This window comes from Calothrix anomala FACHB-343 (genome assembly GCF_014696435.1).
In the GTDB taxonomy this organism is placed as follows: Bacteria; Cyanobacteriota; Cyanobacteriia; order Cyanobacteriales; family Nostocaceae; genus Aulosira; species Aulosira anomala_A.
On record NZ_JACJQG010000020.1, the window covers coordinates 58,942 to 83,489 of the forward strand.

Annotated in this window: 17 protein-coding genes; 7 read left to right on the forward strand and 10 right to left on the reverse strand. The window is 39.9% G+C overall.

Annotation, left to right across the window (positions count from 1 at the left end; all coding sequences use genetic code 11):
* Positions 1-113 precede the first annotated feature (113 nt).
* Genes H6G08_RS13625 through H6G08_RS13635 form a run of 3 tightly spaced genes read right to left on the reverse strand, consistent with a single transcriptional unit; the run spans position 114 to position 2,295 of the window.
* Positions 114-539, reverse strand: coding sequence for a Na+/H+ antiporter subunit E (locus tag H6G08_RS13625; RefSeq protein WP_190543121.1), 426 nt, complete (start codon positions 537-539; stop codon positions 114-116).
* On the reverse strand, positions 524-1,963 hold the full coding sequence (locus tag H6G08_RS13630; RefSeq protein WP_190543124.1) for a cation:proton antiporter: 1,440 nt from the start codon (positions 1,961-1,963) through the stop codon (positions 524-526). Before H6G08_RS13630 ends, H6G08_RS13625 begins: the two co-directional genes overlap by 16 nt.
* Positions 1,960-2,295 (reverse strand): cation:proton antiporter subunit C, encoded by a 336-nt coding sequence (locus H6G08_RS13635; protein WP_190543127.1) that lies wholly within the window; start codon positions 2,293-2,295, stop codon positions 1,960-1,962. The genes H6G08_RS13630 and H6G08_RS13635 overlap by 4 nt, the downstream gene beginning before the upstream one ends.
* Before the next feature lie 415 nt (positions 2,296-2,710).
* On the opposite strand from H6G08_RS13635, the gene H6G08_RS13640 reads away from it, so the two are divergent.
* The 3 genes from H6G08_RS13640 (at position 2,711) to H6G08_RS13650 (ending at position 7,867) form a co-directional block, all read left to right on the forward strand.
* The gene (locus H6G08_RS13640; RefSeq protein ID WP_190543130.1) at positions 2,711-4,948 is read left to right on the forward strand and encodes a WD40 repeat domain-containing protein; all 2,238 of its coding nucleotides are present in this window, start codon (positions 2,711-2,713) and stop codon (positions 4,946-4,948) included.
* Positions 4,949-4,965: 17 nt separating this feature from the next.
* The gene (locus tag H6G08_RS13645) at positions 4,966-7,242 is read left to right on the forward strand and encodes a COG1470 family protein (RefSeq protein ID WP_190543133.1); all 2,277 of its coding nucleotides are present in this window, start codon (positions 4,966-4,968) and stop codon (positions 7,240-7,242) included.
* Between the two features lie 409 nt (positions 7,243-7,651).
* The gene (locus tag H6G08_RS13650; protein ID WP_190543135.1) at positions 7,652-7,867 is read left to right on the forward strand and encodes a hypothetical protein; all 216 of its coding nucleotides are present in this window, start codon (positions 7,652-7,654) and stop codon (positions 7,865-7,867) included.
* Between the two features lie 95 nt (positions 7,868-7,962).
* Here the strand turns inward: H6G08_RS13650 and H6G08_RS13655 are convergent, their stop codons facing one another.
* Positions 7,963-9,108: an acyltransferase family protein gene (locus H6G08_RS13655; RefSeq protein ID WP_277877827.1), complete on the reverse strand. Its 1,146-nt coding sequence runs from the start codon at positions 9,106-9,108 to the stop codon at positions 7,963-7,965.
* Between the two features lie 297 nt (positions 9,109-9,405).
* Here H6G08_RS13655 and H6G08_RS13660 point away from each other — a divergent pair, with 297 nt between their 5' ends.
* Positions 9,406-10,935 (forward strand): glycoside hydrolase family 10-like protein, encoded by a 1,530-nt coding sequence (locus tag H6G08_RS13660; RefSeq protein ID WP_190543139.1) that lies wholly within the window; start codon positions 9,406-9,408, stop codon positions 10,933-10,935.
* Positions 10,936-11,182: 247 nt separating this feature from the next.
* Here the strand turns inward: H6G08_RS13660 and H6G08_RS13665 are convergent, their stop codons facing one another.
* Together H6G08_RS13665 and H6G08_RS13670 are read right to left on the reverse strand one after the other, a co-directional pair.
* Positions 11,183-13,327, reverse strand: a complete 2,145-nt coding sequence (locus tag H6G08_RS13665; RefSeq protein ID WP_190543141.1) for a peptidase domain-containing ABC transporter — start codon at positions 13,325-13,327, stop codon at positions 11,183-11,185.
* 274 nt (positions 13,328-13,601) lie between these two features.
* Positions 13,602-13,835 (reverse strand): hypothetical protein, encoded by a 234-nt coding sequence (locus H6G08_RS13670; protein ID WP_190543143.1) that lies wholly within the window; start codon positions 13,833-13,835, stop codon positions 13,602-13,604.
* Between the two features lie 250 nt (positions 13,836-14,085).
* On the opposite strand from H6G08_RS13670, the gene H6G08_RS13675 reads away from it, so the two are divergent.
* A complete protein-coding gene (locus H6G08_RS13675) occupies positions 14,086-15,651 on the forward strand; it encodes an HlyD family secretion protein (RefSeq protein ID WP_190543146.1) in 1,566 nt (521 codons plus the stop codon).
* A gap of 181 nt (positions 15,652-15,832) precedes the next feature.
* Positions 15,833-17,323, forward strand: a complete 1,491-nt coding sequence (locus H6G08_RS13680) for a bifunctional metallophosphatase/5'-nucleotidase (protein ID WP_190543148.1) — start codon at positions 15,833-15,835, stop codon at positions 17,321-17,323.
* Positions 17,324-17,420: 97 nt separating this feature from the next.
* Here the strand turns inward: H6G08_RS13680 and H6G08_RS13685 are convergent, their stop codons facing one another.
* From H6G08_RS13685 to H6G08_RS13695, 3 genes are all read right to left on the reverse strand, one after another.
* The gene (locus H6G08_RS13685; RefSeq protein WP_190543151.1) at positions 17,421-19,439 is read right to left on the reverse strand and encodes a tetratricopeptide repeat protein; all 2,019 of its coding nucleotides are present in this window, start codon (positions 19,437-19,439) and stop codon (positions 17,421-17,423) included.
* A 392-nt stretch (positions 19,440-19,831) separates the two neighbouring features.
* Entirely contained in the window at positions 19,832-19,975 is a 144-nt protein-coding gene (locus H6G08_RS13690; RefSeq protein WP_190543154.1) for a hypothetical protein, read from the reverse strand.
* Positions 19,976-20,135: 160 nt separating this feature from the next.
* Positions 20,136-21,992: an aspartate kinase gene (locus tag H6G08_RS13695; protein WP_190543156.1), complete on the reverse strand. Its 1,857-nt coding sequence runs from the start codon at positions 21,990-21,992 to the stop codon at positions 20,136-20,138.
* A gap of 563 nt (positions 21,993-22,555) precedes the next feature.
* Between H6G08_RS13695 and H6G08_RS13700 the strand changes: the two genes are divergently transcribed.
* Entirely contained in the window at positions 22,556-22,978 is a 423-nt protein-coding gene (locus tag H6G08_RS13700; protein WP_190543159.1) for an NUDIX hydrolase, read from the forward strand.
* 270 nt (positions 22,979-23,248) lie between these two features.
* Here the strand turns inward: H6G08_RS13700 and H6G08_RS13705 are convergent, their stop codons facing one another.
* Entirely contained in the window at positions 23,249-24,403 is a 1,155-nt protein-coding gene (locus H6G08_RS13705; RefSeq protein WP_190543162.1) for a CapA family protein, read from the reverse strand.
* Between the last annotated feature and the right edge of the window lie 145 nt (positions 24,404-24,548).

The window sequence follows — 24,548 nt, forward strand, 5'->3', positions numbered from 1 at the left end:
TCTGTACAATCGTCATTTGTCAGTTGTCAGAGACGCGATGAACCCTTGTCTGTACAAATCCTCATTTGTCCTCCTTGTCTCCCTTGTCTCCCTTTTCCCCCTTCTCCCTCTCTTCATGGCGATGAAACATCAGTACTGCCTGAGGACAAACTCTGGGGTTTGCGTCGTCGTACTCGGTGTACTTCGTACAAACCATCCTCTGTGTATTTAACGACGATTGTTTTGGGTGTAAAGGTAATCAAAAATATATCGAGAAATATCAAAGCTGGCGTGCGGTTGGGTTTGACTTGTTCTATCGTTATCTCTTCGTAGTTGTGGGGACGAAAGATAATTTCCAAAGCCTCCATATAAGCTTGGGGAATGGCTACTAAGACTTCACCCAGTACGCGCAGCCAATCTTGTAATGCTTCCTTCGCTTTCTGTCTACCTGGTAAGAGAAAAGCAATGCTGATACCAATCATGATATTGGCTGGACTTAAATCAGCCGTCAGCAAAAACCAGATAACTAATCGCAATATCAAATTTAAATGCCCAACCATGCAAATCCCTTCCAGAACAGCAAGATTAAAATGAGACTCATGACACCAATCAGATGATCAAATTCCTCTAAAACCCGAGGTAATTTGACTACTGTATGTTTAAAAATCAACAAGTAAGCTAACCAGCCGATACCAATGGTGGCGAGGGGTTTAATGATATTTGTCAGGCTATAGGCTTCGTAATACACCACATTGGCGACAATCAACCCAACTATTAATAAGCTGACTGCAGGCCAAAATCCCGGCTTGACTTTTCCTGTCCCCCCTCGTGGGAGAAAGATAAATTTGGCAAAGGAGATTGCAGTACCTAAAGCAGCAATATTCATCACAATTACTTGCCAAGGTAATAAATTCTTTGATGTTAATACCTTTGCTCCAAAACCAGATAACATGGGAAAACCGGAAATTGAGAAGCTGGCAATTACCAAGGCAATCCAAATCGAGTTACTTAAAGGTTGATGTTGGAGTTCCTTGAAGTTACGACTCGGTAAAGCCCCAGCAATTAAAAACAATGCCGATTTCACCAAACCATGTGTCAGGGCATAAAAACCAGCAACAACCGGTGCAGCCAGGATAAAGCCTAACTGGGAAACGGTGTGAAAGGCCAGCATTCGCTTGGTATCCTTTTCAAACACGGCATAAAATACCCCTAGCAACGCCGTACCAACGCCAAAAATTCTCACGATGGTATCTACTTCTTCCACCATCAAAGCGCACCGCACTAAGGGATAGACACCGGCTTTGACTACAATCCCGGAAAGCATGGCGGAAACCGGGGTTTCTGATTCGGAATGTGTCAAAGGTAACCATAAACCAGAGACGAAAATACCGCCTTTGGTGACTAAGCCGAGGAAAATCAGTGCCAAAGCCTCTGGTGGAGCGACACGCAGACCAGCAAAACTAAAGGAATGATGGGCTTGATATACCAGCACCGCACCCACCAAATAAAACAGCATGGCGACGTTGCTCACAAATAGATAGCGTAAGGCTACCCAAATTGATCTGTCAGTCCGGGGATAGGCTATTAACAGAAAAGCCGCAATCCCGCTCACCTCTAAGGCTACGTACAAGCTGATTAAATCGGAACAAGCAAAGGCGGCATTTATACTGCCATGTAAAATGATTGTCTGGGCGTAAAAAAAAGCTGTTTTATCGCTGTACCAACAGTAGAGAATGACTGCCGCCGTAACTATGGCATTGGTTAAAATAAAATAGCCACTGAGTTGATCGATTGTTAAATTAACACCGAAATGATCTAATAATTGCAGTTCCAGAGGCGATCGCTCAACAAATACCAGCGCCGCATAGCCTGCGGTCGCTAAACTAACGCATAAAGCTAAATATTTGTCAAGCTTGGGGAGTAAATAAATTACAAACCCCAGAAAAAACGGTAAGACAATCCAGGCGATCGTAATGTTAGTCATGGGGTATTATTTTTTTCGATCTCGTTACTTTCCAAGGTCGGATTATCCCGTGCTAGTTTCATCACGCCAACCAACATCACAGCCTGAATTGACAGTCCGATCACAATCGCCGTCAAGATTACCGCTTGGGGAACCGGATCGGCATATTCGCTATTTTGGACATTACCAATAATCGGCGTGACTAGACCATTTCGCGATGCAACTAGCACATAATAGGCAATAACCCCCGTACTCATGACATCCATAGAAATGATCTTCATGACCAGGTTTTTTTTCAGAATGATGCCGAAAAATCCGCACAGTACTGTTGCAAATATGTACGCTTCTAACACGGGAATAGGTTGTTAATTAAAGGTTGGCGGCTCAGATGTTAATCTGAGATTGATTGTCACTCTCAACAAGTATTTTCGCTTATTTAGGGATTGATTTTTTACCACTTCCCATTGCATTTCTAATGCAAATCATTGATGCGAGTCTATGGCAAAGTGGTAATATACCTAGCAATATTCAATTATAACCTGTTATGCATTTCAATGTTGACGGTTAACGGTTGACTGTTGACCATGCCCCATGCCCCATGCCCCATGCCCAATGCCCCATGTCCTATGCCCCATGCCCATTTTCATAGACAATATATTCAGTAATAAACTTTTGCTGAGAAATCTCCAGGTGCTATTGTCAAAAATTGTGTTATTTATTACTTTCTAATAATGCTGACTCCGCAGCATTAATTAATATTAAATTTCTATGCAAAATCACGGTATAAATGCTAGCGTATCTACTCAAAATTTAACATTTCGTCCTGGTGGAACTCCAGCTATATTTGAGGTAATTGTCAACAATGACAGCGATCAACGTGCCAATTTTCAAATAGAAATTACCGCCGCAGGAGAAATTCGCAATCCTGACTATCGCTGGTATAAGCTGGAACCTGAGGTAGCAGCAGCTAAACCTCCCGGTAGTAGTACGATTTTTCAAGTCTTTGTGTTGAATAGTCCGATTCCTGGGTTTGTGGGTACAGTGAACCTGACTGTGACAATTTTCTCACCCCAGTTAGGGCAACAACGCAGACTGGTGCTGCGGTTAAAAATTGAACCGGATAATCAACCAACGATGTTGAGTGTGGAATTACCTGTCAGGGAGTTCCAAGTATATCCGCGCAATACGGTAGATATCCCCGTTAGAGTCCGCAATTTGAGTCAACAAACTGTTAATGTAACCTTGCGATTTGCCGGGGTGGATGTTTCTTGGCTAGTTAGCAGTGCGGAACGACGGTTTGCTTTAGATCCGGGAGGACAAACAGAAGCGGTATTTCAATGTCAACCTTTATCTGTAGTGCAAGCACCTAGCGATATTTATCCTTTTACAATTGAAGCTACTAGTATTAGCGGTTATCCAGCTAGCGCGGAAGGAAATTTAGAAGTTTTACCTGTGGGTTTTGTGGAGTTTTCTGTACCGCAAAACTCACAGACAATACCTCAGCAAGGTGGATGGTTACCTAACTGGAAAGCTGATAACACTACCTTTGAATTAGTATTTAGAAATGCTAGTAATCTTTTTCAAGAAATTAATCTAAAACTGCAAGGGCGAGATTGGCGAAAATGCACTTTTAAGACTTTACCAACAACGGCTAATCTTAATTTAGGAGAAACAACTAAATTAATTTTGGATGTTCAAACTAAACGCCATTGGTTAGGAATAAGAAAAACTCTATTCTTGGAAGCGAAACCAGAATTATCCGACCAACGTTTGGGAAGTACAGACCCAGCTACCCAGAATTTAGAGTTACGAGTATTGCCAATTTTACCTTTATGGTTACAGTTGGCGATTTTACTTTTACTATTGGCATTACTAGCATTATTATTCCGACCAGAGCCAATTATGCATACTCGCTCTGTGAAATCTGTCGGGTTTAGCGGTACTAGTTTATCTGTGGTGAGTGGTGCAGATGATTGCACTTTAAGATTGTGGAATATTAATGGCGATCGCTTAGAACCTGCTAGTATTAATTATGATGGACTTTCTGTGGCTTGTGAGAGACAGCACAAGCCTAAAGGGTTGTTAGCAATTACCGATGATGCGGTAGAAGTCGCCCGTTTTATCCCCCTAGAAAACGATCGCGTGGCGGTGGGTTTAGATAATGGGGTGATTGAACTCAGAGATGTGCCTACAGGGAAAAAACGCAACGAACTGCAAGACCAAAAAGACCCGAAAGCAAAAGGCGATCGCGTCTTTGATTTAGCCTTTACCAAAAAAGATTCCTTAGATTTATTTAGCGGTTATGGTAGTGGTAAAGTCAGACAATGGACAAGAGCATCTATCAACGATAATTTTCAGCCAGAACCAAAAGTAATTGATCTGCAAACGCAACAGCAGTTATCAGGGTTTCAAGTGCGGGGTTTAGCTCTGTCCTCAGACGATCAAACATTGGTAATGTCAGGAAACTATAAACGGTTCTTATTATGGCAATGGAATCAACCACCTACTAAGAATAAAATACCCAATTTATCGGTGCAAAAATTAGAAAAGTTAGACCAAAGAATTGGGAGAGAAGATTATATTTGGGGGCTAGCTTTTGTCCCTAATTCTTCTGAGAAAATCCTCGCTACTTCTGATTCGGCGGGATATATTACGATTTGGAATTTAGATAAATGCCAAAACCAAGCAAATCCCCAAAATCAAATCAGTGAATTAAATTGTCCCATCTTAGACCGTTGGTCAGCATCAAAATTATCTGTACGCAGTTTAGCATTTAATGAAACTGGTCGCCTATTAGTCAGCGCTGGTGATGATGGCAGAGTAATGATGTGGTATTTAACTCCAGAACACAAGCTCGATAAAATTAAAGCCGCTACAGGTGAAATAATTTATCAAAGTACCCAGAAAATCAATACTATTGCTGTAAAAACAATTAATCAAACCAGTGCCATTGTTAGTGGTAGTGAAGATTCTCAGGTACGACTACATCCACACAAGATTAAATAAATCAGGGAGTTAGTCAAATGCAAGCTAAACCCAGTCCTTTACAAGTATTTATCACCCCTGCTGGCGTTCAAGATGCGAACCCAGGAGATACAATTGAACTGCATGTAGTGGTCACTAATGTTGGCGAACAACATGCCATTATTGATTTATATTTAAATTGTGACGAACAATTTAGAAACATCACCGGTTTATCTACTGTACCGCGAGAAAGTTGTGCGATCGCACCCCAACAAAGCAGCGATGAAATTAAATTTACCTTTGAAATATCTCTCGACGCTATCCCCGGAACTTACGACTATACTTTAGTTGTCGATGCGCCACAACATTATCCCCAAGAAACGCCGATTCCCTTAACCCGTCAACTAAAGATTGTCCCCAAAGAACATACTTCTATTGGTTTAAATGATTCGACTTTTTCAATTAAGCCTAGCAGTAACCCAGCTAAACCCTTAATTTGCAAACTTCACGAACCTTTACTATTAGAAGTAACTGTAGAAAATCGCTCCAAGATTGTAGATAGATTCCGCCTAAGTTGTCTTGATTTAGATGATGATTGGTTTACAATTACTTATCCAGAAACAGGAGTAGAAGGGGCTGGATTAATATCTGATATTAATGGACTTGGACTCAATCCTGGTGATTCCGGTAAAATATCCTTAAAATTTCATCCTCCAGTTGATACTTTAGCGGGAAGCTATACCCCAACACTGCGCTTATTTTCGGAAAAATTTCCCGATTTAGTGCTGTTAGATTTGGTCTATCTGCAAATTCCCACCAGCTATGATTTAAATGTAGAGTTAAAAACTATTTTAGGACAAGTTAGCCGGAGTCCGGGGAAATATGAATTATTCCTCAGCAATCGGGGTAATATGGTGCGGGAATTAATATTTGGGGTAGAAAGTCGGGATGAAGAAACGCTTTTTAGTTATACATTTGACCCCGCAGAAATCAGATTATTACCCAATAAAAGCGCCGAGACGAATTTGTTGGTAAAACCTAAACCTTGGTGGCGTAGACCTTGGTTTGGTGGCGGACAAACAATCAATTTCCAAGTCAATATTGCAGACCAAGAAAATTTACCATTACCAGATATTTTACCACAAGGGACTTTACTTTGGAAACCCCGTCCTTTGTGGCAATTAATTTTATTAATATTATTAATTTTAGGATTACTTGGCGGTCTAAGTTTTATTATTTGGCGAATTTTAAATCCACCACAATTGAAAATAGAAAATTTTAGTGTGAATAGTACTCAACTTATCGAAGGCGAAGATGAAGTCACTTTAAATTGGGAGATTCGCAATTATAAAAAATTAGAAAATTTGATTGTTCTCGTAAAAGGGCCGCAAGCAATCAAGCCAACTATCTATGATTTTCGCAATAAAATTCCGGAAGAATTAAACAATAACAATTGTCTAGTCCAGCGACAAGTAGATTTAAGTTGCAAAAATGTAAAAACTGGGATATCAACTAAGGGTAACTACACCTTTGGTTTACAAGGTTTGTATCGTAAAGGTAACGTCTTATTTTCCGAGACAGCGAAAATCGATAGCCCAGCAATTCAAGTAGTAATTAATGAAAAACCAATAGCGGAAATTGTTGATTTTAAGGTTAGTAAACCACAGTATCAATCCGGTGAGAATATTCTAGTCAATTGGACAATTGCTAACCCAGAATTACTAGCAGAAACGCAAATTATTGGCAGTACAGAAGAGGGTACAGCAACGGGTAATCCGATAATTTATAAATTTAATCAAGGTATTATTGATAATCCTAAACTCAACAAGGCTTGTAAAGAAGTTAATCGCCAACTGCAATGTACAAATATTCCCATTCCCCCCTTGAAAGCTGGGAAGTATGCTTTTGAGTTAAAAGCTGTACCGAATAATGGTAGTGAAAAAGTCAGTGGGAAAAAGACAGAAGGAAAAATTGAGGTTTTACCAAAACCATTTAAAATAGTAGCTTTCACAATCAATGGTAGCGAACAACCAAATCAATCGCTCAAAGAAGGCGAAACTGCGGTTTTATCTTGGAGAGTAGAGGGCGAAGATATTCAGGTGAAACTATTACCTTATGGTAATGATGTTGCACCTGTTGGTTCGTTGAAGCTACCAGTAATAGCCGAATTTCCCCCCCAAATTGCTATACAAGTTGTTGATAAATCTGGTAAACAACAACCCCAGCAAAGAGGATTTGCGATCGCAGTCATCAAAAAACCTGTACCTACTCTCCCACCAATTATCCCCCCAGTGCCTTCACCTACGCCAGCTTCTCCGTTTAGACAGGGGTTTTAGAGGGGCTAGGGCGTGTTTGCAAAGTCGCCGTCACCCTATAAGGGTGCGGCTATATCAACAAAGTCCCTTCGGGTTCGCCAGTCGCCTGCGGAGGGAAACCCTCCCGCAGCGCTGGACTCACCGCCTGCGCGGACTACGAAAAATAAGGCTTTTTAGCCCACGCAGGTGGGCTTTGTTCCTGTAGCCTCAGGCATTGGTTCCTGAAGGCGTTTGGGGTTTGAAAACACGCCCTAGGGGTTCCTCCTTGTCCCTTTCACGATGGCGATCGCCTCAGCCGAATGAGGGTTTTTAGCTTAAAACCAGGGTTTTATCAAAATATCAGGTTTTTTTTACACTTTCTTTACGTAATTAAGTGTGTGATGTCTGTATGTGTTTATAGGAGTTGTCGAAATTTGAAATTCTAAGAATCATGTATGTATCACTAGCTGTACAAGCTCAAGTTCACCCTCACAAACGAAATGATGTAGGAACAAATCCTCTAACAGGAAGTATGATCATTTTACTACCGCTAATGTTCCTACTCACAATTACCACCTATCGCAAGTCTAAAGCGCGAACTCTCCGCCGCCGAATTGCAGATTTAGAAAGAATGTGGCGTTTAAATTCACCAAAACAAACGCCTTAGTTATTTGTCATTGGTCATTGGTCATTTGTCATTGGTCATTGGTCATTTGTCAGGGTTTCAGGTGTGTTTACCGTTCTGAAGAAGGTAATGTGATTTTAAATTTTAAAATACCAGTTACGGCGATACATAAAATAAAGAATTAGCCACCAAAAACATAGGGTGGCGATCGCAAATAACAAGGAACCGTTTAACGCACCAGCCCAAGGTTGAAATAAATGCTGGTAAATCCAAGTATATGTAGTTGGTGCATCGCTACCAGTACCAACGCGAGTTTTAATTAAAATTCGGGCGACTAAACCAGAACCGACAAAGGCGAAGATAGCATTTAATCCCATCACTTCTAGGGGAAAGCTTAATCTTTGAAAACTGCGTACTTCAATTAATTCATAACAAGCTGCTAATAATATCAAGGCAAAACCAGCAGTCAATACTACATAAGAACTTGTCCATAATTGTTTATTAATCGGGAAGATAAACCCCCATAAATTCCCAATTAATACGCAACAGATGCCGACAATTGCTAAATTAATGCTAGTGCGACTTTGACGGGGTTGAGATTTTAGCCATTCGCCAGTAAAGTAACCTGCAAGTACTGTCACCACAGCAGGTAAAGTACTAAATAAACCTTCTGGATCGAATTTTTTCCCGCCTAATAAATGTTGCTGTCCTAAAATTAAGCGATCGATGTAGCCTACCAAATTACCTTCGACTGTCAAGTTACCAGCACCATAGCCAGGAACAGGGATGAATTGCATGGCTAGCCAGTAACCAATTAGTAAGATAGCGGCGAATAGCCATAAATTACGGCGTTGGAGATGTAAAACTGCGATCGCGCTAATTAAATAAGCAAGACTAATGCGTTGCAAAACACCCATAATGCGAATAGTGGCGAATTTAGCAGCTGGCGCACCATTTAAGAAGACATCCAGAGTTAAAGAAAACAAAGCTAAGAATAACCCCAGCCCAAATAAAATTAATGCCCTCCGCCCAATTCGCCAGTAAACTTCCCTGGTAGGGCGATTTTCTTTTGTATATTTGGAGAGGGAAAAAGGCATGGCTGCACCGACAATGAACAAAAAGAACGGAAAAATTAAATCTGTAGGGGTACAACCATGCCATTTAGCATGTTCTAGAGGCGGGTAAAGATAATCCCAACTACCGGGATTATTGACTAGAATCATTGAGGCGATCGCAATTCCGCGAAACACATCTAAAGATTTAAGACGTTGAGGTACAGTCAATTGCTTCTCCAAAGTTGATAAAAAAAGGCAGAGGGCAGATGGCAGATGGCAGAAGTGAGAAAAAGGAAGCGCTTTTTGTGACAAAAAAATTTAAAACTTATTTGCTATATCTTTAGCACAAGAGACGATATTTCCTAATGCAAATTTCTCCTCTAAATCAGAGATTATCCTTCTGCCCTTCGGGTTCGCCACTTGCTTTATGCCGGGGAACCCGTCCACCGCAGTGGCTCACCTCCTGCCATCTGCCTCCTGCCTTAGCCCCCAACGTTGATTTTTATTCAAACTTTACTGTATATAATGTCCACATACTTAAAAGCAACCTTTCTTAGCGGATTACTACTGTTAGTTACACCCTCTGTTCACTCTACAGAAATTCCCCAGCCCCAATCTCTCCCTCCTGCACCAGCAAGGGAGTTTCGCGGTGTCTGGATTGCTTCTGTAGCTAATATTGATTGGCCTTCTCGTCCTGGGTTGACAACCACCCAACAGCAAGCGGAACTAATCGCCATGTTGGATCGGGCTGCTGCATTAAAGCTCAATGCAGTTATTTTACAGGTACGCCCGGCTGCTGATGCGCTTTACGCCTCTAGTTATGAACCTTGGTCAGAATTTTTAACTGGAGAGATGGGTAAAGCGCCAACACCGGATTATGACCCCTTAGCTTTTGCTGTGGAAGAAGCCCACAAACGCGGTATAGAATTACACGCTTGGTTTAATCCTTTCCGCGCCCGCCATCCTCAAGGAAAATCGCCAGTTGCGGCAAACCATGTCAGCAAACTGCATCCCCAATGGGTGAAAAAATATGGTAAGTATCTTTGGCTAGATCCAGGGGAAGCGGAAGTTCAAGATTATACAGTTAAAGTGATTATGGATGTCGTCAAACGCTACGACATAGATGCGGTTCATCTTGACGATTATTTTTATCCCTATCCCGAACGCAGTGGAAGACGGGTTATCGATTTTCCTGATACAGCAAGTTGGCAAAAATACCAGCAATCAGGCGGAAAACTGAACCGTGATGACTGGCGACGGGAAAATATTAATACATTAGTGCAACGACTATATCAAGAAATTAAACAAGAAAAACCTTGGGTGAAATTTGGTATTAGTCCTTTTGGTGTTTGGCGACCTGGTTATCCTGCACAAATTAGTAAAAATGGGGGATTTGATCCATACCAAGAAATATATGCTGATTCGCGCCAATGGTTAGTTAAGGGATGGATAGATTATTTTGCCCCGCAGTTGTATTGGAAAATTGAGAAAAGCCAACAAAGTTATCCTGTGTTGCTGAATTGGTGGTTAAAACAGAACCCATTAGGAAGACATATTTGGCCTGGTAATTTTACCAGTCGCGTAGGCGATCGCACTTCCGCAGCTTGGCCAGCCAATGAAATTCTTTACCAAATTAAAACAACTAGAGGATTTTCCGGGGCTACAGGTAACATTCACTACAGCATGAAGCCGTTAATGCAAAACCGCGATCGCATTGTCGATATCTTAGAAAAGGATGCTTACCCAACTCAAGCATTAATTCCCGCTTCTCCTTGGTTAGACAAGACACTACCAACGCAACCCACAATCCAAATCGAACGGGATACAGCTACAGGTAAAATTCGCAAACTTACCTGGCAATCTCCAGAACCTGATAAGGTATGGTTGTGGGTAATGCAAACCAAAAGCGGTAATCGATGGACTACACAGATTTTGCCGCGATCGCAAACTTCCTACTTATTTAATAGTCAGAATTCTCCTTTACCGATTGATACTGTAGCAGTTTCTGCAGTCAATCGTTACAGTACCCAAGGACAACCTGCTATAGGGAATTAATCAATCTGCCGTATTCTGTTCTCAAATTTGTATTACCTATCTTAATGTGAAACCCTGATGGTTAACAAGGTTTTGTCCTCATCCCCAACCCCTTGCTTACCCAATAAACCGCCGTCACCCTGGAAGGGTGCGGCTAATTGAACAAAGCCCACCTGCGTGGGCTAAGAAAATTTAGCCCACGCAGGTGGGCTTTGTAATGTTAGCCCCAGGCTTACAGCCTGTGGGCGATCTGTTGGGTAAGCTACATTTAAGGAATTAAAAAATCTAAATGCTCCCCCGCCTGAGCTTGTAAATCTGTTGGTATACCTTTTGTTTTCAATTCACCTTTATCCAACATAATAATAAAATCGGCACGCATAATTACTCTTGGACGATGACTAATTATAATCGTCGTTTTACCTTGCCGATAATATAGGAGTTTATCTAAAACTTGTGCTTCTAATATTGGGTCAAGAGCGCTAGTAGATTCATCTAAAATTAATATTGGTGGGTCGGTAACAATCGCTCTAGCTAAAGCTAATCTCTGCTTTTGTCCCCCAGAAATATTCACTCCAAATTCACCTAAAACAGTTTGGTAATTATCTGGTAACTCATTAATAAATTCATCAGCGCCCGCAATTTGGCAAGCCTTAACAATTTGTTCAAAAGAAGCGTAAGGATGGCTAAAACTGAAATTATCTAAAATCGAACGACTCCAAAAGTGTGGTTCTTGGGGAACTAAGATTACTTGTTGGCGGATACTAGCTAAAGATAAGTCTTTTTGATTATAAATACCAAAACGAATACTACCTGAATTTAAAGGATATAAACCTGCAATTAATTTTGCCAAAGTACTTTTACCACAGCCAGATTTACCAATTAATGCTGTAACTTGACCGCCGGGAATAGTTATAGAAAAATCTTTTAATAAATCTGTTCTCCCCAGATGATGAAAATTTAAATTATTGCAGGTAATATTAGCATCACCAAGAATTATCGCCCCAGGTTTACTTTGTTCATGTTCATCTTCTGGGGTACTGTCAATAACTTCTGTAATCCTTTGAGTTGCAGTCTGTATGTGAGCAAGTTTATCGATAAAATCAATTACTGTAGTAATTAAGGCGATAAAATTAACATTCATCGCATTAAATGCTAACAGTTGACCAATGCTCAATTCCTTACCAATAACTAAACTACTACCAAACCATAAAATCGCTAGGTTACCTAAACCGGAAACTAAACCAGAAAATACATTATTAATAATTGTAATTTGAATAGTGCTAAATGTAAGATTCGCTAGACTGCCAAAACGGCTTTGAATTTCTTCCCAAGCTTGGGGTGCAGCATTGGCAGTTTTTAAAGTTAGTGCGCCTTTAAATGTTTCGACTAAAACGCCTTGGTTTTCTGCTTCTTTGATGAGAACATTATTTATTTTTCGCCGTAGGGATGGGAGAAATATTACCGTCGAAACACTCATTAATAAAGCAACTAAAACAGCAATAATTAGTAGCTTATAACTGTATAACAGCATAAAACCCAAGGAAACCACAGCAATAAAAGTTTGGCTGGGTAAGCGCAGCACCACTTGAGAAATTAGCTGATTTATTGCTTGAATATCTCGTAAACGGCTGACAATCTCACCGCTACGGCGTGATTCGTAATAAGTTAGGGGTAGGCATAATATTTGTCTACAAAAATCGAGAATTAATCCTAATTCTAAGCGTTGGGCAAAATGGGCAATGAGATTGGACTGGACTAATTTTAAAGTACTGGTAAATATATTCATAGCGACGACACCAATACATACTGTGTTCAGTAGAGAGGTGTCTCCGCGAACTAAGACATCATCTGTAAGAATTTGAATTAAAAATGGAGAAGCTAGGGCGAGGATTCCCATTACTAAGTTAATGACAATCGCCTCAGTTAAAATTAAGCGATAAGGTAAAACACGAGCTAAAAAACTTCCAAAATCGCCAACTTTATCAGAATTTTGCTGATAGAAACGAATTTCATCGGGGATTAATAGCAACATAATCCGGTTTGCCCAACCTGCAATTAATTCTTCTCGGTTGAGGTAGCGAAGGCCAACACCAGGATCTGCAATAATGTATTTTTTACCTTTCTGTCCGTATAAAACTACCCAATGATAGCCTTTCCAGTGAATTATCGCGGGGAGTGGTACTTGATGAAGCTTATCAATTAATTCTGGCGTAGCTCTAACTTGACGGGCGTTAAAACCCAAATTTTCTGCACCGCGTTTTAAGCCTAAAAGTGTAGTACCTAATTGTCCTGTACCTACAGCTTCTCGCACATGGGTAATTGCAAAGGTACGTCCATAATGTTTAGCAATGGTTGCAATACAAGCAGCGCCACAGTCTTCTTCACTATGTTGCAGAACAATTTGATATTTCATCTATTGCTGTTTAAATATTTGAGACTTTATATATAAGAATCCGGTTTGATTATTGGACAAATTTCAGTATTTACATTTAAAAATTAATTAGTAATCATATATTAAATTAATAAAACAAAGTAATCAAAGCCAGAACTTATTATTGAATTAATAAGTTACTGGCTATGTTTAAAATTACCTAGTAAAAATTTACTAGATAAAACTTAGCTATAACCCAAGTAATACTGAGTAATACTGGGTATATAAAAATTAGCAAAATTGTTATACGCTATGATTAAAAAGGTAAAAAAGGATTACCAATTTTGCTTAATATAAAAGCAGTCCTTGCTGGATCGTATTTATCATCTGTTTTGTCTTCAATATTCTCGATGATAGATGTAGCTTTGGCTATTATTTGCTCTGGAGTTGGAGGATTTCCACCACTAATTGCTTCGCCTTGAATATCAGTCAGTTCTTCCCAGGCTTCTGTATTCAGAAATAGTTGCTTTGCTATTTGTTGATTGGACATTTTCTTAACCTCAGATCCGCAGAGATAGGCAATATAGAGTCAAACAAATAAAATAGCAGTATTAAGCGATTTTTATATGTTTTCTCTAATTTTATGCTTTCTATAGCAGAATATGGCAAAAAAATAATGGGATTTTTACTAATGTGTCACTTTGTTATCTGTCTACAAATTATAAAATTTTTATGTAATGTAATACATTTACTAAATAAGTAATTTTTTCTATATAAATTATTTCTAATTTGTGATAAAAATGATTGTTAAAAAGTTGGATTATAAAGCTAATAACTGTATATTAACTGTGCCTGAAAGAGATTTTGATTTTATCACTCAACAAAAAATTGAATCGGGGATTAATTACAAACTTCTTCGCCCTGCTTTACCAAACGATTTTTTACCACCTATTAGTAGTTGGAATACTTATGGCGGATTGGCACTTTTAGGAATTTTTACTGCTACTATTACCCTCTCAAGTATTTTGCAATACAAAGTCATTATTAAAGCTCCTGCTATTGTACGCCCTACGGGAGAATTACGCTTAGTGCAAGCAGCAACGGAAGGTAGTATTAAAAGTATTCCAGTACAGCCTAATCAAGTAGTAAAAAAAGGGGATATCATCGCTAAACTTGATGATTCCCGCTTGCAAACTCGACACCAGCAATTATTAACCAATATCCAACAAGTTAGACTGCAAATATCGCAAATTGATGCACAAATTCGCGCCTTGGATGTTCAGATAGCAGCAGAAAGCGATCGCACTTACCGCGATATTACTTCTGCTAAAGCTGAACTTAGCCGCAGTCAACGAGATTTCCAAGATAGGCAAATTAATTCCACCGCTCAAGCTAAGGAAGCGGAAGCCAATTTACAGCAAGTGCAAAAGGAGCTACAAAAAAGCCAGTTAAAGTTAAAATCGGCTTTAGCAACTCTCAAGTCTAGTGAAGCTGCTTTTAAGTCAGCTAAAGCAAAACGCGATCGCTATCAACCCTTAGCGCAAACTGGTTCTATATCTCAAGATCAATTTCAAGAAGCACAGTTAGCAGTTGAGCAACAAGAACAGCTACTAGCCTCACAGCAAGCTACTGTGGAAGAATACCAACAAGCTATTGAGCAACAACAACAAGCTATAGCAGCTGCCAAAGCTAGACAGCAAGCTATATCAACACAACTCAATCCTAATGATGCCAATATCATCATTTCTCAGGAGAAAATTGCAGCGCAAATCGCCACAGGTAAAGTCAGCTTCGCTAGTTTAAAACGAGAACGAGAACAATTAATTCAGCAAAAACTGGAGATGCAAAAGCAATTCAGCAGTAATTTACAAGAACTGCAGCAGGTAAATAAAGAAATTGCTGATACGGTGATTCGTGCTTCTGCATCTGGGACAATTCAAGAACTGAATTTACGTAACACCTCTCAAGTACTGCGTTCTGGTGATGTGGTGGCGCAAATTTCCCCTAGCGAATCCCCTTTGATTATTAAAGCATGGGTGACATCAGCAGATGTTCCTAAAGTGCAAAAGGGTCAAGAGGTGCAATTGCGGGTTTCTGGTTGTGCTTACACAGATTACGGCACTCTCAAAGGCAAGGTTAGCGCTATTTCACCTGATGCGATGAGCTACAATCCACAGGAAGCTGGAATTTCTGGTAAAACTGGTACTTATGAAGTCACCATACAACCAGAAACTATGGTGTTGGCTGCGGGGATGAAAAAATGTACTGTCCAATCAGGGATGGAAGGTAGAGCAGATATTATTTCTGCTGAGGAAACAGTGTTGAAGTTTATGCTCAAAAAAGCAAGATTGATGGCGGATTTGTAAGTATACGCGAGTTAAATATATAGGCTGGGTAATACAGTCTAAAAAAGATGATTTAACCGCCAAGAACGCCAAGTGCGCCAAGAAATAAGTAGGGAAGTGGAGGGAATTTATTTAAGAGCGATCGCTCCCAAACCTGAAAAAGTTTTAAAATCTATGCTGTATAAGTAATTACCAGCTAAATATGAAACTTATCGCCAAGGGTTGCTGGATTGTTGTGCAGGTGTTAACAACAGTAGCTTTAGCTACACCTGTAATGGCAGAAATTGTCAAGATTAATCTGCTACAACTCAATGATATTTACGAAATTACGCCTGTAGAAGGGGGAACTCGTGGGGGTTTGGCGCGGGTGGCTACCCTAAGACAACAACTTTATCAAAGTAACCCGCGTACATATACGGTGTTAGCTGGTGATTTTCTTAGCCCTTCAGCTTTAGGAACTGCTAAAATTAATGGTACACCGCTAGCCGGTCAGCAAATGGTAGGGGTGATGAATGCTGTTGGCTTTGACTATGTGACTTTTGGTAATCATGAATTTGATTTACCAGAAAAGCTGTTTTACCAACGTTTGCAAGAATCGCGCTTTCGTTGGGTTTCTAGTAATGTATCAAATAGTCAAGGGCAACCGTTTAAAGGTGTATCTCGCTCAATAATATTTAATGTCAAAGGCGATCGCGGTGCTATCGTCACGGTAGGGTTAATCGGTTTGACTATCAATAGTAACCCGGCTAATTACGTCAGTTATACCGATCCGATTGAGACAGCGAAGCAGCAAGTTAAAGCGCTGAAGGGAAAAGTTGATATTATCGTGGCGCTTACTCATCTTTCTATAGAAAGCGATCGCCTATTAGCAGAAACTGTACCAGAAATTGATATTATTCTTGGCGGTCATGAGCATGAAAATATTCAGCAATGGCGAGGTAGAGATTTTACGCCAATTTTTAAAGCTGATGCGAATGCGCGTACAGTTTACCTACATCAATTAAGTTACGATACTATTAAAAAAAATCTGCAAATTAATTCTCAACTTATACCTATTACCGAAAAAATTACCGAAGAACCGAAAACAGCTACAGTAGTTAAGAATTGGGTAGAAAAAGGTTATAAAGCATTTCGCGCTAATGGTTTTGAACCTAATCAAGAAATCGCTAGATTATCATTTGCTTTAGATGGGTTAGAATCTAGCGTTCGCAATAAATCTACTAAGTTAACAGATTTAATTGCTGCGGCGATGTTAAAGGAAGTTCCAGAAGCAGATTTAGCTATATTTAATGGTGGTTCAATTCGCATTGATGATATTATTCCCCCTGGCGTAATTACCCAATATGATGTCATTCGTATTTTACCTTTTGGTGGTAAAGTTGTGACAATAGAGATAAATGGTGCCCTATTACAAAGAGTATTAGAGCAGGGAAAAGCTAATAAAGGTAATGGTGGCTATTTACAGACAGCCAAAGTTACTCAAGACTCAAACTCTGGAAATTGGTTAATTAATGGTCAAATTCTAGATGCTAACAAAACTTACAAAGTCGCGACTACAGAATTTTTAATTAGTGGTAAAGAAAAAGGATTAGATTTTTTAAATTTACAACAACCAGGAATAAAGTTAATTGCAGAAAAACGCGATATTCGGTTTACAGTAATTGAGCAATTAAAAAGCCAAGCTAATAACTAATAATTCGTAATCAAGCCTGCCTTTGCAGGCTTTGTTATTATAGCAATACCCTTATAGGGTATTGCATCAACATCGGGACTATATCTCATTAAACAGGCTATTTTTGTAAATTTTTTATTTCTTTTTGAGCATCTTGATAACTACTTGTTTGTCCTCGCTGTTTAAAGATTTTGGCTGCTTGTTGAAAATCAGCGATCGCGCCTTTTTTATCGCCGTTTTTAACCCGCACCAAACCGCGATTGTAGTAAGCTAAAGCATAATTCGGTCTAACTGCGATCGCTTTAGTGTAATCTGCAATTGCTGCTTTTTTATTGCCGCTTTCTAAATGTGCATTTCCCCGGTTATTATAAGCTGTGCCATTTTTTGGATTCAGCTTAATTGCTTCATTATAATCGGCAATGGCACCTTGATAATTGCCGAGAGAAAAGCGGTGCATTCCTCGATGTAAATAAGCTAGAGACGATTTAGGATCTAATTCTAGTGCCTTATTGAAATCTTCAGTTGCTTCGAGATTCTTCCCCAATTCACTATAAATATCTCCCCGATTCAGATAAGCTTCTATATATTTGGGATTTAGCTCAATTGCACTGTTGTAATCTTTCAGCGCTAACTCTCTATCGTTATTCGCAAAATGTGTTAAACCCCTTTGAAAAAAAGCTTGAGCATCATGGGGATTCATCTCAATTGTGGTATCAAAATCTTGAATTGCTACTTGCGTTTGTCCTAAACGACGGCGTAAAATACCCCGTTGTAAATAAGCGCCGCTATAGTTGGGTTGTAAGGCGATCGCTTTATTAAAATCTACCATTGCTTTTCGCGGATCTTTTAGCTCTACATAAGCTAGACCCCGTCCATAATAAGTATAGGGGTTTTTAGGCTTGAGTTGAATTGCTTTGCTATAATCGGCGATCGCTTCTTTATATTTACCTAATTGATAATAGGAAAACCCTCGGTCATAATAAGCATTATCATCTTTTGGATTAAGCTGAATTGCTTTACTCGCATCTAATTGGGCTTTTTGATAATCTTTTAATTGATAAAAAGCATCACTGCGCGCATTATAAGTTTTAGCATCTTTAGGATTAATTTCCAGTGCTTGTGTAAAGTCTTTTATTGCTCCTTGATAGTCATTTGTGTCATACTTTTCTACTCCCTGCAAATATAATAACTTAGCATCGCCTACCGGTTTTGGCGTGAAAAAAAACCAGGCTGCTGTACCCAGAGCGAGAAAACCAGCAATTCCTGTGAGTAATAACCAAGGTTTTTGCAGTTTCTGTTTTTCTTGTTTGGGTTCTTCTTGAGCTTCTTGAGCATCATTTATCTGTTTGAGGTCATCTATCACCTCATTAGCTGATTGATAACGTTTGCGATAATCAAAACGTATCATTTTATCAATAATTTTTGCGAGTTCTTGATTAATTTGCGGCATGTTATTACGCCAAATAATTTCACCAGTGAGTACATTTTTGTTGCCGATCAATATAGTTAATTCATCTTCTGTCAATCCCTGTAATGCAGCGATCGCCATGATTCCTAAAGCATATATATCGCTATTATATTGTGGATTACCTTGTAATTGTTCTATGGGTATATATTCAAGGTTACCCATAGTTGTAGTCACAATTTCTCTAGGAGAACTAAAGTCAATTAACACTAATTTATTATCTGCATCCCGCCGAATAATATTTGACGGTTGAATATCTTGGTGAATTACCTCATAACTATGAATAAAGGCTAAAATTTCTAATAATTCTAATAATAAGTTAATAACTTGCTCTTCCTCTAAAGGTATTCCTAGCAAAATTTCCTCAGTTAAAGGATTACCAGGAATGAATTCTTGCACTAAATAGAATTCTTCCTTTTCTTCAAAATAAGTCGCTACTTTTTGCAGTTGATTATGTGCGTGAGTCAGTTTTTCTAAAGTTTCTGCTTCACCTATAAATAAGCGCCGCAATATATTTAACTCTTGAGGATTATTATTAGCAGGGCGTAGTTGCTTTAAGATAAATTGACTTTCGGGAAGATTACTATCTTCAACCAAATAGGTTTGAGTCAATTCCTCCGCACTCAGCACTGCTACAATTCGGTATCGTGTATCTAGAAGGTAACTATTCATGAAAACAAATCATAGTTGTATCCAGAATTATCTGATTATAGCTTGTGTATAAATACTGGCTAAAATTATGCAAAATTATTTGTATAGATAAAAACATAAAATACCCTAGTATTAGTTGATTTATACAAGAGATTCTCAAAAAATTCAAGTGTAATTCAGCCAACCAAACTCACCGATAGCGTGTTACGAAATGTAATATGAATTTTCTCAAAGATAGTGAATAAATTAATATTGAGATTATAGAGAATTAATATCAATTAGCTCTAAATACTGAGAACAAAACAACTAATACCATTTACAGCGAATTGCAAGTTGGTGAGGTACAGATAATTGTTGAATGTAGGGGCATTGGCACTGCCATGCCCCGAAGCGCGTACCTCGTTTACCTGAAATTATAGATGATAGAAAAACAGATGTAAGGGCGAATTTCTCATCCCTACAAATTCTTGTATAGATATCTGCGTTAGCGATCGCATTTTCCATCGATAAAAATCTAACCCTGATTGAATTACAGCAATTTTTAGGTAAATAGACAACACTGTAGGGGCACGGCACCAGTAAGATTATTGTATATACGAGAAGATTGTAGATGCCGTGCCCCTACTACGATTGTGGTTCAAATGCATGAAAACTGCTGTAAAAAGGGCGTACAGCATCGATGTACAGCCCTGGCGTTACCTGCATTCTGCAATAAATCTAAGCGGGAACGACAAATTTCTCGCTACCAGCCAGCCCAAAAGCTTCATGAATCACTTGCAGAGCCTTACTACCTTGTTCTTGCGCGACAACACAGCTAATTTTGATTTCCGAGGTAGCGATCATTTGAATGTTAATTTGATGTTGCGATAGCGCCTCAAACATTTTCGCCGCCACGCCAGGATGTCCTATCATTCCAGAACCGACGATACTGACTTTGGCGATCGCACTATCGAGTACAACTTCACCCCAGCCTAACTCTGTACCCGCTTGCGCTAGCATTTTTTGGGCATTTTCCCCATCCATCCGCGCCACAGTAAAAGCAATATCGCGCCGGGGAATCCCATCAACTATCCGACAGCGTTGGGATTGAATAATCATATCCACACTAATGTTGTGCTGCGCCAATAAGCCAAATATTTTCGCCGCCATTCCAGGGCGATCGGGTATTTGCCGAATCGCCAGCCTAACTTGGTTCATATCCAAAGCCACGCCACGAACCGCAGGAGAGGGAGAAGTTTCTCCTATCCGTCCCCCTTGTCCTCCTTGTCCCCCTTGTCCCCCTTGTCCCCCTTGTCCCCCAATCCCCTCATTCTCTGCTATTTCAAAAGTACTGCGCAACGCTGCCACAGCGCGATCGCATTCTTCTGCCCCCACAACGCAACTCACTTTGACTTCGCTGGTGGAAATCATGTGAATGTTCACCCCAGCTTCGGCTAAGGTAGCGAACATCTGCGCCGCTACACCGGGACGCCCAATCATTCCTGCGCCAGAAATGCTGACTTTGGCGATATTTTGCTCTACCATCACTTCCGCTTCTTCTGCTGGCGCGTGGGGGTGACTGCGCAGTGCAGGAGCGATCGCCGCCGCTACTGCTTCTGCCCGCTTTAATATTGGTGTTGTCACTGTAAAGGCAATGTCATTACTATTACCTTCATGAATCGATTGGATAATTAAATCTACATCTACATTTTGACGAGCGATTTCTCCAAATAACCTAGCAGCAACCCCTGGTTTATCGGGTACGCGCAACAAAGCTACTCGCGCTTGATTAGTATCAAATTCTACACCATCTACAGCTTTAGCGATTTCTAAATTGACGAGCGATCGCCCTTGAGGTTTAGGTGATGTTACCCAAGTCCCCGGATCGTCAGTCCAGCTCGATCTAACTACGAGGGGAACGCCATAATTCCGGGCAATTTCCACCGCACGGGGATGGAGAACTTTAGCGCCCAAACTCGCCAGTTCTAGCATTTCATCGCTGGTGATTTCCGCCATCAATTGAGCTTCGGGAACCAAACGCGGATCTGTAGTTAAAATCCCCGGCACATCTGTATAAATTTCACAAAAATCTGCCCCTAATGCCGCAGCTAAGGCTACTGCTGAGGTATCCGAACCACCTCTACCCAAAGTCGTAATTTCTAATTCTTCGCTGCTGCTGATACCTTGAAACCCAGCTACCACAACGACTTTACCTTGATTGAGACAACGCTCCAGGCGATCGGTTTGAATGTGTAAAATCCGGGCGCGGGTGTGTTCAGCTTCGGTAACAATGCCTACCTGCGCTCCAGTCATGGAAATTGCTGGCTGTCCAATTTCCTGCAACGCCATACTTAACAAAGCAATGGTTACCTGTTCCCCAGTTGAAAGCAGCATATCCATCTCGCGGCGGCTAGGATTAGCAGAGATAGCATTAGCCAACTTCACCAACCCATCAGTGGTTTTACCCATTGCGGAAACTACCACTACCAAAGAGTTTCCGGCTGTAACAGTCTGATAAACCCTTTGGGCTACAGATTGAATGCGTTCTACCGAACCAACAGAAGTACCACCGTATTTTTGAACTATGAGCGACATAAATTTTTCTTAATCAATTTGCTGCTTTCTTCAAAGCCGCCGCCGATATGGGAAGCCTGTAAAGCATTTCCAGTTATTTAGTTTACAGAATCTTGTGCGCACTTTGACAGAGTCTAGGATATATGTTAGCGATTTTTCACATCACAAACCCTTGTCGTGATTTATATATGGTATTTTAATATTCCCTGGTTGGTGGAGGTCGTTCTCGATGCTGGGAAATAAGGAGTAAGGCTTTGGCAATCCTCGCTAACCGAAGCTTATCAAGAAATATTCCATACCCAATGCCCCATACCCTCCCAAAACCATTATCTACCCTCCGGTACTTAGCGCATACTGACAATTTCATCTTTACTTAATTACGTATCCCTTAAATCACTAATTGACAACACAAAAGTGAAAAGGTGAAATAGTTAGTACTCATATAGCAATTTAGTGGAGAAAAAATAGTTAATATGAGCCTTAAGGGCTAAATGGCACTAATTTTTCCCTCATTCGTCCCGATTCTTTGGCTAACAGCCGTTACCAATAAGTACAGCTACATGAAACCATAGGATGCAAACCACATGAGTTCAAAAATCAACAAAGTATCAAAACAGTCTGGGGTAATTCCCTATAGAGTGCAAGATGGCAAAATTGAGGTACTGTTAATTACCAGCCGCGATCGCCGTAAATGGGTAATGCCAAAAGGCGATATTCCCAATGGGATGAGTCCGCCAGATTCCGCCGCTAAAGAAGCTTGGGAAGAGGCTGGCGTTATTGGGACGGTTAGCGATCGCAAAATTGGTACCTATAAATATCGTAAACGTGGTAAAAATTACCGCGTTAATATGTATTTATTACCAGTAGAAATATTGTGTGAAGATTACCCAGAAGCAGGGCACAGACAACGGCAATGGGTAGATATATCTCATGCGATGAACTGGATTAAAATTACTTCTCTGAAACGGATTCTCAAGGAATTTCCTGCTAATGAATTAATCTGTTGATCTAGAGAAATATTGAAAGATTTAAGGTATGTAGATTTTGATTGCCCGATAAATTCAGATTTTTACGTTTGAATAAATGATTTTACACTGTCAAATTCAATTTAGGTTCAATGTAGTTAGGGTGGGCATAGTTCACCCTAACCTAATAATACCAATTCAAGATGAAGACGCATATAATCGAGCCTGCTTTTGCAGGCTTTGTAATTATAGCCCCACCCTTGAGGGTGAGGGCGTTAATGTGCTTTGTTAATGTTGAATTTTAAATTAGTATTACTTTGTATTCATCACCACAATTTCCCCTTTTTTATTAATCTTCACTTGATTTTCGGGAAAAGCTTTTTTATTTAAATAACGCAGCAATCCGACAGTCCGAAAACGCTGATCGATTCTCGGTATACCTTGACGATCTAAATGCACGGGAATAATTTTACCGCCGACTAAATCTCCTTGGGAATTGAGTTTCGCTTCTAAAATCATCGAGTAACCAGTTTCAGCTGCTGTAGACAAAGTTTTGTAGCCTAAAAAGTTACCCAAAGAATAGGCGATGAGTTTTCCTTTATAAATTTCTATAGCTCTAGGAACGTGAGGCCCGTGTCCGATAACTAAATCTGCGCCTGTATCAATCATTGTCCTAGCAAACTGCATCGAATTACCGCGATTTTCGCCATAGAAAAACTCGGTTTCATCTTTGATATGTAACGCACCTGTACCTTCAGCACCTGCTTGCATAGAGACAATCACAATATTGGCATTATTTTTTGCTTCTAATACCAGAGCTTTAGCTGCTGCTAAATCGTGAACGGAATTGTACATATTATATGTAGTAAATCCGATCATTGCTACCGGGATATTATTAGCTTGTGAATAGAGAATTTGATTTTTATGTCCTAAAGTTTCAATTCCTACAGCGTTGAGATTTTTCACCGTATCGCGAAAGCCTAAAGGGCCAAAATCCATTGCATGATTGTTAGCTAAATTGAAAACATCAAAGCCAACATCTGCAAATAACTGTGCATAACTAGGTGGAGAGCGAAAGGCAAAAATTTGTCCTTGGCTCATATCTTTAGAACTATAGGGATAGGTAGTTAAACTACTTTCAAAATTCCCAAATAAAATGTCAGCGCCTTGTAGATAACCTCTTACAGATTTGGGAATTAATTCATCGCGAAATTTTGGCAATCTGTAGTTAGGAAAATTTGTACCCGGAATTACATCTCCGACAGCTTTAATCGTGATGGTATCTCCAGGTACTTCTTGATTTTCAGGAATAGCAAAGGGAAATGGTAAATTTTCCGCAGGTGTGGTAGCAGCATTCGAGCGTTGTATCTGCCCAAACCGGATGATAATTCCGATACTCATACCTAAACAAAAACAAAAACTGATAAACCCGACTGAGAATAAGCGTCCCAGCTTATGATTAACCATTGTTTACTCCTCACATAATGGCAACAGTTTATCCTAATAATTTAGATTTCTGGTATAGTTTCTCACCCATTTTTCGGGAAATTTCACAGCAAAAATTAACTTAACACTCACAGCTATTTTTGGGGTCAAGTTTCTAGATAAGCTA